The sequence below is a fragment of the Candidatus Nitrospira salsa genome (assembly GCF_965152625.1).
In genome coordinates, this window is record NZ_CBCUCO010000005.1 from 65,752 (window position 1) to 77,834 (window position 12,083).

General features: G+C 46.9%; 11 protein-coding genes. 6 read left to right on the forward strand and 5 right to left on the reverse strand.

Going from position 1 to position 12,083, the window contains the following annotated elements:
* Window positions 1-39: 39 nt before the first annotated feature.
* From ACWQXP_RS20810 to ACWQXP_RS20820, 3 genes are all read right to left on the reverse strand, one after another.
* Complete coding sequence (locus tag ACWQXP_RS20810) at window positions 40-1,386, reverse strand: sigma-54-dependent transcriptional regulator (protein WP_454064803.1); 1,347 nt, start codon at window positions 1,384-1,386, stop codon at window positions 40-42.
* Window positions 1,383-2,234 (reverse strand): sensor histidine kinase, encoded by an 852-nt coding sequence (locus tag ACWQXP_RS20815; protein WP_454064804.1) that lies wholly within the window; start codon window positions 2,232-2,234, stop codon window positions 1,383-1,385. Before ACWQXP_RS20815 ends, ACWQXP_RS20810 begins: the two co-directional genes overlap by 4 nt.
* A gap of 550 nt (window positions 2,235-2,784) precedes the next feature.
* Window positions 2,785-2,925, reverse strand: coding sequence for a hypothetical protein (locus ACWQXP_RS20820; protein ID WP_454064805.1), 141 nt, complete (start codon window positions 2,923-2,925; stop codon window positions 2,785-2,787).
* Between the two features lie 430 nt (window positions 2,926-3,355).
* On the opposite strand from ACWQXP_RS20820, the gene ACWQXP_RS20825 reads away from it, so the two are divergent.
* From ACWQXP_RS20825 to ACWQXP_RS20840, 4 genes are all read left to right on the forward strand, one after another.
* Window positions 3,356-4,882, forward strand: a complete 1,527-nt coding sequence (locus ACWQXP_RS20825; RefSeq protein ID WP_454064806.1) for a trypsin-like peptidase domain-containing protein — start codon at window positions 3,356-3,358, stop codon at window positions 4,880-4,882.
* A 188-nt stretch (window positions 4,883-5,070) separates the two neighbouring features.
* Window positions 5,071-5,595 (forward strand): ATP-dependent zinc protease family protein, encoded by a 525-nt coding sequence (locus ACWQXP_RS20830; RefSeq protein ID WP_454064807.1) that lies wholly within the window; start codon window positions 5,071-5,073, stop codon window positions 5,593-5,595.
* Between the two features lie 6 nt (window positions 5,596-5,601).
* Window positions 5,602-7,122 (forward strand): inactive transglutaminase family protein, encoded by a 1,521-nt coding sequence (locus tag ACWQXP_RS20835; RefSeq protein WP_454064808.1) that lies wholly within the window; start codon window positions 5,602-5,604, stop codon window positions 7,120-7,122.
* A gap of 22 nt (window positions 7,123-7,144) precedes the next feature.
* Window positions 7,145-8,119, forward strand: a complete 975-nt coding sequence (locus tag ACWQXP_RS20840) for an alpha-L-glutamate ligase-like protein (protein ID WP_454064809.1) — start codon at window positions 7,145-7,147, stop codon at window positions 8,117-8,119.
* A 114-nt stretch (window positions 8,120-8,233) separates the two neighbouring features.
* Here the strand turns inward: ACWQXP_RS20840 and ACWQXP_RS20845 are convergent, their stop codons facing one another.
* Together ACWQXP_RS20845 and ACWQXP_RS20850 are read right to left on the reverse strand one after the other, a co-directional pair.
* Window positions 8,234-8,857, reverse strand: coding sequence for a cupin domain-containing protein (locus ACWQXP_RS20845; RefSeq protein WP_454064810.1), 624 nt, complete (start codon window positions 8,855-8,857; stop codon window positions 8,234-8,236).
* The gene (locus ACWQXP_RS20850; protein WP_454064811.1) at window positions 8,854-9,462 is read right to left on the reverse strand and encodes a sigma-70 family RNA polymerase sigma factor; all 609 of its coding nucleotides are present in this window, start codon (window positions 9,460-9,462) and stop codon (window positions 8,854-8,856) included. Before ACWQXP_RS20850 ends, ACWQXP_RS20845 begins: the two co-directional genes overlap by 4 nt.
* Window positions 9,463-9,711: 249 nt before the next feature.
* Between ACWQXP_RS20850 and ACWQXP_RS20855 the strand changes: the two genes are divergently transcribed.
* Both ACWQXP_RS20855 and ACWQXP_RS20860 read left to right on the forward strand, forming a co-directional pair.
* Window positions 9,712-10,545, forward strand: a complete 834-nt coding sequence (locus ACWQXP_RS20855) for a PEP-CTERM sorting domain-containing protein (protein WP_454064812.1) — start codon at window positions 9,712-9,714, stop codon at window positions 10,543-10,545.
* A 41-nt stretch (window positions 10,546-10,586) separates the two neighbouring features.
* On the forward strand, window positions 10,587-12,077 hold the full coding sequence (locus tag ACWQXP_RS20860) for a DUF4331 domain-containing protein (RefSeq protein WP_454064813.1): 1,491 nt from the start codon (window positions 10,587-10,589) through the stop codon (window positions 12,075-12,077).
* The last annotated feature ends 6 nt before the right edge of the window (window positions 12,078-12,083 follow it).

The window sequence follows — 12,083 nt, forward strand, 5'->3', positions numbered from 1 at the left end:
AGAGAAAGTGAATATGAATAGTTAACGAATTTGGAAAAACTATAGTAGGCCGTATTCTTTCAGCTTACGCTGAATCGTTTTACGATGCACGCCCAAAACCTCAGCGGCACGAGACTCATCACCTCCGAAAGCTTCAAGGACCTGAAGTATATGCTCCCGTTCAAGTTGTTCGAGAGTCTTCCATCCATTCTGAACGGTGGTTTTCGCGTGTGACAAAGTAATTACTTCAGGCAAGTCCTGAGGAAGGATTGTTGACTGTCCCGCCAAAACCGCGGCATGCTCAATCGTGTGCTCAAGCTCACGGACATTCCCTGGCCAATCATACTGCATCAACAGCTCCATCACCTGAGAGCTGACAGCGGTAACTGGCGTCGAACCAGTCCGACCATGTTTTGCAAGAAAAAAGTCCACGAGTTCCGGAACATCCTGAAGGCGATCTCGAAGAGGAGGTAATGTCATCGCCACGACGTTCAATCGATAGTACAAATCTTCACGAAATTTTCCGGCTTCCACCAACTTCTTCAAATTCTTATTGGTCGCAGCCAAAATACGTACATCGACAGGAATGGACTCCACTCCCCCCACTCGGCGAATTTCATGTTCTTGAATCACACGCAACAATTTGCTTTGGAGCGCCGGGGAAATATCACCGATCTCATCCAAAAAGCAGGTCCCGTGCTGAGCAGACTCCAGTAATCCTTTCTTGCTGGAAATCGCGCCAGTAAAGGCTCCTCGTTCATGTCCGAACAATTCACTTTCCAAGAGGTTTTCCGCTAACGTTCCACAGTCGACCGCCACAAAAGGACCATCTTTGCGTAAGCTATTGGCATAGAGGGCACGGGCAATCAACTCTTTGCCGGTTCCACTTTCTCCTTGAATCAATACCGTCGAGTTTGTTGGGGCAACTCGGGCGATCAGTTTGTACACCGCCACCAACGCCGGAGTTTTACCCTGAATGTTATTCAAAGGATTGGATGGTAGAGTCTGTTCACGAACACTCCACGTTTCTCCAACCAGCCGCTTGTGATCCAAGGCGCGACGAACGACTGTTCGGATTTCATCTAAAACAAAGGGTTTACTCAAATAATCAAAGGCTCCAGCCTTAATGCCTTCAACAGCAGTATGCAATGATCCGTAAGCTGTTAAGAGGATCACTTGTATCTCCGGCTGTCGTTCGTGAATGGAGGTCAACAATTCAATGCCATTGATTCCCGGCATCTGAATATCACTGAGGACAACATCAGGAGGCTTACCGGTCATGAGATCCAATGCCGTTTGACCGTCATGGGTCATGCACACATCGTATCCCTCTTTTTCCATAATTTCATGGAGTAAAGCGCAGGTTTCTACGTCATCATCAACGATCAAGACGCGAGCTGGTGTCATGAGGTTCTCTCATTCCATGATGGAAGCCACATTAAAAAATTTGTGCCGTTTCCCGCATCACTTTGCACCGTCAACTTACCATTATGTTGTTGGACAATTTCCGAGGCAATGGCTAACCCCAACCCCGTTCCTTCACCAATACCTTTGGTGGTAAAAAAAGGCTGAAAGACCGATTCAAGCAGTTCGGAAGGAATCCCTGTTCCTGTATCACGAATCTCAATACAAATTCCTGGTTCGTGGTCAAGAGTTCCTGGCCCATGTTGTGGCCATGCACTTACCGTCAAATGCCCACCGTTAGGCATAGCATCAATAGCATTGTCGATGAGATTATTGAAGGCTTCCTGAATCTGGGGGAAGTCAGCGCTCGAAAGCGGCAACGATGAAACATAATGAGTCTTGAGCTGAATCCCCTGCTTTTCAAGAATTGGAAGAAACAATTGCATGGCCTGGTCTAAACATTGCGGAATGGAAACCGGCTCAAGTGACAATGTCGGAGTTCTCGCAAAATTCAACAAATCTTGCATGACTGTATTGAGTCGGTGCGTTTGCTGAAAGATGATACGAACCCTCTGTTGGACTTCGGGCGAAAGTTGAGAATCTTCCAGCAAAAGTTGAAGGTGTCCTGAAATCGCAGTCAACGGAGTCCCGATTTTGTGAGCCATTGTTGCTACGAGTTTTCCAAGAACGGCCAAACGCTGCTGTCTCAGCAACTCCCGTTGATCTCCCACCAAACGTTCATTCACTTGGGAAAGCTCTTCGTTTCGTTGCTTGAGATCTTGTGTGGTATCTCGAATATTTTCCTCCCGTGGCCTGCAATGGACCCTATTTTTACTGCCAGAAAGCTTCATCAATCGTCTTGAATTCTTCACTCTGTCAAATACCACGCCTTTTGTCCACATCACCCGAGTTAGGCATATCTAAAAATAGATGAGGGACGAATCAACCAGGGAAACACAGTCTCATGACTCGCCTATGGTGGCATCTATAGCGAATCCCAATAAGGTCCAAGAGGTGCTAGGCCACGAACGATCTACGCTCCACAGGCTTTGTAGGTTCAATCTTTACTGAGAATCGCTAGGGTCACTCAATATTTTGATCACAGATGGCCTTAGCGGTGTGCTGAGGCCATGAACGTTTAACGCCCCACTGGTCTTCTCTGTCCACCCTTTACTGAGGATTCCTCTGGCCATTCAATATGGTGATCATAGATGGCCTTAGCGGTGTGCTGAGGCCATGAACGTTTAACGCCCCACTGGTCTTCTCTGTCCACCCTTTACTGAGGATTCCTCTGGCCATTCAATATGGTAATCATAGATGGCCTTAGCGGTGTGCTGAGGCCATGAACGTTCAACGCCCCACTGGTCTTCTCTGTCCAACCTTTACTGAGGATTCCTCTGATCATTCAATATGGTGATCATAGATGGCCTCAGTGGATACGATCGATCCCAAGACCAAGCGTGACTGATGGACAATCGAAAATAGGGACATAATAATTTTTTTGATGCCAGCATCAAAGGTATCCGAGTCACTCAGCGTCATGACCCACGTCAAACATTGGAAGTTAATTGAACCGACTATAGCTCATCCTTCCCGAGTGATTAAGGGTAAAAGTCCCTTCAATAAAATTCTACTCAAGAGACCATATAGACAATGCAAGGGAAGTACCTAACGCTTCCCACGAAATTTCACTCTGGCCATTACGAGAAAACTGCCTTAAAATTAGAGATTCGTCTCTTTTCCTATGAACTCATCCTCTACGAAGCAGACAACTTGTCCCGCGCACAGACAACTTGTCTGCGGCCAAAACTCAACGTATGCCATTGTCAGCAGATACCTACTTTTAATGACAACTATGCGTCAAGATTTCAAATAGAAATTGTGGAATAGATTTTGCTCAGCCTACAGATGACTTAACACCTAGGAAGTTTGAAGTAATCCAAAAGTGATCATGAATATTGCGGAGGAAGGAATGAATGAAATCGTATGGCCCACGACACTCTTAAAGACGTATCAAATATTGCATCGTGTTACTCGACTTGTGCCTATGCTCGTCTACGCACTCACATTGATTACGATACCCTTTCTATCAAAAGACACTTCATTCGCATCAGAATCTCAACGGCCGCAGGAACAAGTCGACAAGAAAACATCCATCCTTGAGGCATCGGTGTTTTCCCACGCGTTGAGGCAGGTCGCGCAGAAGGCACATGCATCGGTCGTCAATATCACGGTGAAAACTCATGTGACGGATAAGACCGGCCTGTACGAACCTTTTCCTTTCTTCAATAACCCTTTTCCTCAACAATATTTCGACCCCGATACAGTTCCTGATGAAGAAATCCCCCTCCCGGAGAGTCCTGGACGATTCTCTGCCTCCGGAGTGATTATCAGTTCAGATGGGTACATCCTGACCAACTATCATGTTATTGACCAGGCATATGATATACGTGTCTTACTTGATAATAAACGATCAATTCCAGCACAAGTCGTCGGACAAGATCCTAAAACCGATCTTGCTGTTTTGAAAATTAACGCGAATGATCTCCCTGCATTGACTTGGGGCGATTCACGCGATGTCAAAGTTGGCGAGATTGTGATGGCAATCGGAAACCCATTTGGACTGAACCAAACCATGACGATGGGTGTGATCAGTGCCGTGGGACATGCAAGTCTCGATGTCATCGACTACGAAAGTTTCATACAAACCGATATTGTCGTCAATTCAGGTCTTTCCGGTGGAGCGCTTATCAACCTTAAAGGTGAGCTCATAGGAATCACCACGGAGTTACTCCGTGAAAGCCATGGCAATATGGGAATTGGCTTTGCCATTCCAAGCCAACTGGCCAACACAATCTCAACGTTATTACGTCAACATGGAAAGGTGATTCGTGGATGGATGGGAATCGCCACACAGAAGCTAACTCCAGCTATCGCTAAACAACTCAACGACCCAATCGCCAAAGGTGTGGTTATCACAGAATTGGCGAACAATGGACCGGCAGATCGCGCTCAATTTCAGCGAAGGGATATTATTCGATCCTTTCAAGAAAAATCAGTGAGCGAACCACGACAACTCCAAGCCTTTGTTGAAACTACTAAACCAGGCACCCAGGTCACGATTACACGTTTCCGTGATGGACAAGAAAAAGACGTGACGGTAAAAATCAGGGAATTTCCTTTCAAAACACGCTCCCCGCCTCAACTGAAGCCGGTCAATAAAGTTCACATTTTGGGTGGCGTGACCGTTGAGGTGGTTCCCAAGGATTTTGTACAGGGAAAGGGTGGCGTTCTCGTCAGCACAGTCACCCCGGGAAGTTTGGCAGACACTCAAGGATTAGAGGAAGGCGATGTCATCCTAGACATTAATCAAACATCCATGCAAACGGTTAAAGACTTCCTACGCCAACAAGACATCTTAAAACGAAAGGATACGGCCCTTCTTCTCATTCGACGTGAGAATACATCAATGTTTCTGACTATTTCTTCAGATACGTGAGAATTTCCCATTAAAAACCAATGCTTTCAGACCTCAGACCACTTGATAAACCTAAAAAATCCTGTATAGTCACACGAAGCAATTTTGATGCTAAAGTATTTTCAACTAAATTGACCTGCCCAAGGCTCCAATATTAACGTTCAATAGAATACTTTTTTCAGACAAAGTTGCGTTCGAAGGAGTATCCATTGAAACTTTTAAGGTTATTCTTGGCATTGTGTTGTCTTGCGGTTCTTACACCTCCAGCGTATTCTACCGCTGAATTGGTTTTAGATTATAGCCCAAAACTTATTGTCGGATGGATTGAAAAGGTTCAAATCCTCCCGGAAAATATCCTTCTTCACGCCAAAGTCGATACCGGAGCAGATACTTCTTCGCTCAATGTGTCAGATCTCTCAGATATTGTTCGTGATTCGGAACGCTGGGTGAAATTTACGGTGACCACGAAGGAAGGGCAGAGCGTCAATCTTAAGAAGCCTGTCCACCGGTACGTCAAAATCAAAAGAAAAGGGGCGCATTCTCAACGACGACCAGTGGTGAAATTTGATTTATGCTTAGGAAACATTTATAAAAAAAATGTACAAGTCAATCTTGCCGATCGAAAAAACTTCAAATTTAACATGCTCGTTGGTCGAAACTTCCTCAAACGCACGGCAGTCGTCGATTCCTCCGAGACCTACAAACATGAACCCAATTGCGTAAAAGAAGAGTAGGCATTCTTGAGCAAACATCATCTGTACCTACTGGTTCTGTGTTTATCTGTCATTGGTCTTGGTCTATTTCTCTACAAGGCCGTCGTCCTACAATTCCCCTTAGTCCCGCAAACACAGGCTGAACTTTGGAACGTCGAAGTCCATCTCACGTTTTTTGCCAAAAACAAGCCGGTGAAGGCTTCGCTCGCGTTACCGAGGAACACTCGACGATATGCGATCGTCGATGAAAACTTTATTTCTCAAGGATATGGGTTAACCACGGTCAAAGATGATGAGAACCGACGAGCCACATGGTCCATACGAAAGGCAAATGGGAAGCAACACTTATATTATCGAGCCACGGTTCGACGAGTCGAGGTTGATGATCCGCACACCGAGTCTCGACTTCCCGCCATTTCCATCCCCCCTCTACTCGGCGCACAATTGGCAGCAGCTCAAGCACTTTTAACTGACATTAAAGAAAAGTCAGCCGATGCCACCACCCTTGTGGCCGAGCTCTTCTCTCGGATGAAACATCCGAACTCCGACCCGAACCTTCAATTGCTCCTTTCGAAAGATTACACGCCAGAAAATAAACTGGAATTGGCTACCGACATTCTGGATCTTGCAAAAATCCCAAATCGAATTGTCCATGGAGTCCGTCTCGCTGAATTTCAACGACAAGCCACGATTGTCCACTGGTTACAAATTTTTGAGCAAGGCGAATGGAAGTCACATGATCCAGAAACAGGTAGTCCTGAAATTCCAAGTAACTACTTCACCTGGTGGCGTGGACTCCAGCCGTTAACAGAAATCGACGGCGGTGACAGACTCACCATGACCATGACCGTGGCCCCCAACCAGGAAGAAGCCATACAGGCGGCCATGTATCACACTCAGCTCGCTTCCCCCGAATTGTTAGAATTTTCTCTCTTTAGCCTGCCTCTTGAGGCACAGGCGGTCTATCGGATTTTACTCATGGTTCCAATGGGGGCATTGTTGTTACTTATACTTCGGAACGTCATTGGCATAAAGACATTTGGGACGTTCATGCCCATTCTTATGGCCTTGGCCTTTCGAGAAACTCAATTAATATGGGGAATTATTCTGTTCTCATTCGTTGTGGCCCTAGGATTGGGGGTACGCTTTTATCTCGAACACCTCAAGCTTCTCCTCGTTCCTCGCCTGGCCTCTCTTCTCATTATTGTGATATTGCTGATGGCCACACTCAGTGTCCTCAGCCATAAGCTTGGACTCGATCGTGGGCTCTCTGTCGCGTTGTTTCCCATGGTCATTCTCACAATGACGATTGAGCGTATGTGCATCGTCTGGGAAGAACGAGGGGCGAGTGAATCCATTCAGCAAGGACTGGGGAGTTTAGCTGTCGCCTCTCTTACCTATCTCGCGATGACGATGCCATACATGGAACACCTCCTCTTTGTGTTTCCGGAATTGCTGCTACTCTTCCTGGCGGGAACATTACTAATGGGACGATACTCTGGATTCAGACTCCTGGAACTTCGTCGTTTTAAAGCCTTAACGCAATAGGATCGACCAGGGCATAAATTTCATGTTTTCACTCAGGAAAGCATTAGCCAATCATGGAGTTTTGGGGTTAAACCATCGCAATGCGGGCTATACGCTCTGGCATAACCCCCGTCATCTCTTTCCCCTCGTTGATGATAAATTAACCACAAAACGTCTAGCTGAAGAGGCAGGTTTGGCCGTTCCAATGCTCTACGGGGTCGTTGAAATCGAACGACAGGTTCGTGGGCTAGCGGCCTTGCTCAAGCCATATGATGACTTTGTCATTAAACCGGCACAAGGAAGCGGGGGTGATGGAATTGTGGTCATTACGGGCCGACGAACCCATCGTTACCGGAAAGCGAGCGGTCAATTTACCACACAAGCTGGAATCGATCACCATGTGTCGAACATTCTCAGTGGTCTCTACAGCCTTGGCGGACACCCTGACAAAGCTTTAATTGAATATCGTGTAAAGTTTGACCCTGTCTTTGAAAAGATCAGTTTCCAAGGGATTCCAGACATCCGCATTATCGTCTTCCTTGGTGTTCCCGTCATGGCTATGGTTCGTTTGCCAACACGCATGTCGGATGGGAAAGCCAATCTCCATCAGGGAGCGATCGGAGCGGGCATCGACCTCGCAACGGGTCGTACATTGAGCGGCGTCTGGAAAAATGAGATTGTGAAGGAACATCCAGACACGGAACAATCCATTACGAACATCCAAATTCCGCATTGGGAAACGTTGTTGCATCAATCCGCACAATGTTATGAACTCACAGGTCTCGGATATCAAGGGGTCGACCTTGTATTGGATAAAAATCAAGGACCACTCATTTTAGAACTCAATGCCCGACCAGGCTTGAACATTCAAATTGCCAATCAAGCCGGCTTATTGCCAAGGCTGCACATGGTTGAACAAGAATCCAAAAACCTCGTCAAGCTTGAAGATCGCGTGGCCTTTGCGACCCAGCACTTTGGAGCGTCATCAAAAGAAAGCCAATCAGCCGTTGAAGGTTGAACTTAACTTCCCAACAATCTGGCGCCTTCTTTAAAAATTCCCAAAAAATAAACACAGATCGGAGGGTTGTTGTTAGGATTGAAGACGCGAAGACTCGTCATGAAAAAAGTTCGACTAGGCAAGCGACTCAAGAAGCTCATTATTCGGTGAGAAAATCATCAGCATCAAACAGCCATCTTCCGTCGAAGTCTCATGATGAACGGTTCCAGCTTCTGCACGATGATAATCACCAGGATACAGTAAATATCCGCCACAAAACAACGACCCTTCCAGAATATAAAACTCTTCAGGAGAGGTATGCCGATGAGCCGTGTAACGGCTATGAGGTGCCATACGTGCAAGAACCGTCATTCGCCCATTAGTTTTATCGAATGAAAGAGGCTTAACACGAATACCAGATTCGACTTCACGCCAAAGATCGTCTGTCGATCGAACGACAGTGAATCCTCCTTCTTCAGTTGACATGTCAGGTTCGCGTGTTGGTTCTACTCCTTTAGCTTTTTGCTCAACTGCAACACGTTGTAATAATGTCGCGCGAAGGGAAGCAGGTGGGGCTATAGGTGCCACCGAAGAACCCAGTCGCCCTACAATGTCCTGAAAATCTTTGACGGCCTGACAGGTCGCACATCCTTCGGCCACAATTTTTTCAAAGGACTCCCGCTCTAGCCCTTCAAGCGCACCCAATGCATACAATGCAGCCTGTTCAATCATTTCATCGCTGGGTTCTTGAGGAGTCACGAGATAAGACCTTTTTCCAATGGACCAAGAATGTTTCGTAATTTTACCATACCTAATCGTACCCGAGTTTTCACGGTCCCAAGCGGCTCTCCAATCTGAGCGGCAATCTCACGATGTGTGAGTCCTCCAAAATAGGCCATCTCAATCGCTTTCCGTTGGTCGGACGTCAAAGAGGCCAATGCCTGCTGAAGAACACGACGTTGTTCACTATACGCGGTCGACTCTTCAGGATTCGCCTTTGTCGCTGGGGCATCTTCAATCGTGTCTAGCGATTGTTTACTAGTTCGCTCTTTCTGATTGGAGCGAAGTCGATCAATGGCACGACTTCTGACTAAGACCGTTAACCACACAATCGGTTTGCCACGCTTTTGATCAAACTCGTAGGCTTGACGCCATACTTGCATATACACGTCCATCGTAACTTCTTCGGCAAGCATTGGATCATTCAGGATACGGAACGCCAATCCGTACACATGAGAAGACGTCTGGTCATACAAACATCCAAGCGCCTGCTCATTTCCCTGAGCCACATTCGCGATCAGATCCACTAATTGCTGATCCTGACAGCCGAAAGCTGTTTCTACCTGCACATCCGAGTCGGACACACTACCCATCCTTTAGTTAATACGGGCTGAAAAATCTAAATGGATTCATATTGCATCAAGAAAGTTCCATTTGAACATGGGTGGGAATGATGACTTTATCACACATAAAAAATCACATCTACGGACTTTTCTACAAAAGTTGAGCAATGACTTGAACGCATAATAGAGAGTAGTGACGAAATTTTTAACAAAAGAGATCCAAAGAGATCCATCGTCTCGTAACGTTAATAAACCAAAAGGAGCCTTACAATGAAATACACGCAAGATGCGAAGTTTAGTATGGTCATAGCACTCTCACTGAGTGTCCTGGTGGGCTTTCCAAGCTTTTCTCGAGCTGATGCGATCTACAACGTTATTACTCTTGGCGATTTGAGCATCACAGATTACTCCAATCATTTAGGGACACTTGGTTCAAAACCTGACGATTTGCGAATCAGAGGCAATGCCTTCGTGATTGAAGCTGATTCAATAGCCGAGGGCAACGCATTTGCCGATCAATTTGCCGACGCTGCGGTCATTGGCCATAACACGAATGACCTGCTCGTTAACGATGGTCTTTCTCAACAAGCAATTGCCACGGGTGAGGCCATCTCAGGAACTGCCTCGTCATTTGCCTTTACCCAGGGAATTCTTGCAATCAACAATCTTTCTCAAACTGAGTCATATACGATCGATTTCGAGGCAGATTGGTCATATCTGGTAGATACGAACGCCACACCTGTTACTGCTCAATTTGCTATTGCGGTCAGTGAAATTTCTCTCGAAAGCCATATCTATCGCTCCTTGTTTGATCTTACCGTGAGTTCAGACTCGGATTTCGGCGGTGGTCTGCTTACTGACAACAGAACTCAACCATTTTCAATTTCTCTTCTCCCAGGTGAATCGGATGTGTTGAGCCTCACCATCAACTCAGCAGGAGTTGCAGCGACGGCCGCACCAGTACCCGAGCCATCAACACTGGCGTTGTTTGGAATAGGACTGCTCGGGACAGCAATCATAAAATGGCGAAAACAACAATGGAGAGTGAGACATCTGAAACAAGAATTTCATCAAAAATTCGTGCAACTCACCGAAAAACCTTAACTATTTTACCGGCAACCATTCATTTTCCTGGAGGTCCTGACATGAGAAGTTCGAATAGACAAACACTCGTCGCCCTGATGCTGATTACGTGCATGGCAGCGCCAGTCTTCGGTGCCAGCCATCGGGAGGCCCCGGCTATTGCGATGGACCCAGAGGCGGACATTACAGATGTCTATGCTTTCAGAAGCTGGACCGATCCCAGCAAGGTGATATTCATCATGAACGTGATTCCAGCTCAAGAGCCGAGCGCTGGCCCCAACTACTTCAATTTCGATGACGATGTCCTCTATCAACTCCACCTCGACACGAACCAGGATGGAAAGGCTGAAGATATTGTCTACAATTTTCGTTTCAAAACAGAGATTCGTCCACCGTTTAAGGACTTACCGGTTGCCTACGCTGGCGTCGATTCAGTTGCAGGACTTCCCCCCGCAATCAGTGCGCTTGACGGTCCTGGGTCTGAAGGTCTTGGAATGCGGCAAAGCTACACCGTCACTGAGGTAAAGGGCAAAAAGCGCCGTCGTCTTGGAACTGGGACGATGTTTGCTGTCCCATCGAACATCGGTCCGCGTACCATCCCGGACTATGAGAACCTCACGACCCAAGGAATCTACGACCTGAAAAACGGCGGAAACGTCTTCGCTGGCCAGCGAGATGAGACCTTTTATATTGATCTCGGGGCCACATTTGATACGCTGAATTTCCGAGCGACCCCCATATTGAGCTCGGATCAAGATGGTGACGATTCCGTGAACCCATTTGGTCAGGATATGTTCTCGGGCTTCAACGTCAATACACTGGCCATTGCCGTACCCATTGCAGATATCACCGACGATCCAAATGCGGTAATCGGCATGTACGCCTCCACAAGTCGCCAACAAATTAGGGTATTGAGAACAAATGGCAAGGTGAGAGATTTAGGAAAGTTCATTCAAGTCGCACGCATGGCCAACCCCCTGGTGAACGAACTCCTCATCGGAACCGGAAAGAAAGATCTATGGAACACCACCGACCCAATTGAAGAAGGCAACTTCATTGACTTCTACCTTAATCCTCGACTGACGGCAGTCATGAACCTTGCATTTGGGACTTCTTTCCCCACAACTAGCCGCACTGATCTGGTGAATGTGCTTCTCAAATATCCTGGTCCAAATCAAAATGGTGTCTGCACGAAAAAGAAAGATGACTCCTGTTCTGAACTGTTGCGAGTAAATCTTAGCATTGATCCTACCCCACCAGTATCTCAGAACCGCCTTGGCGGTTTGGCTGGTGACCTCGCTGGCTTTCCAAATGGCCGACGGCCAAATGATGACGTCACAGACATCGTGTTACGTGTCGTCGCCGGAATCCTTGTAGATCCAGATAATGTGCCAAACCTGGGAGATGGCGTAAACTTCAATATCGGAGCCTTAGGGACAAATGTGACCGCCAACGGGATTGCCACACAATTTCCTTTCCTGCCCAGGCCGCACGATGGGCGTAATCGTCGGCATATCGATTGTGACGAAGCAGGAGCCAATCCGTGCAACTAGCGAATA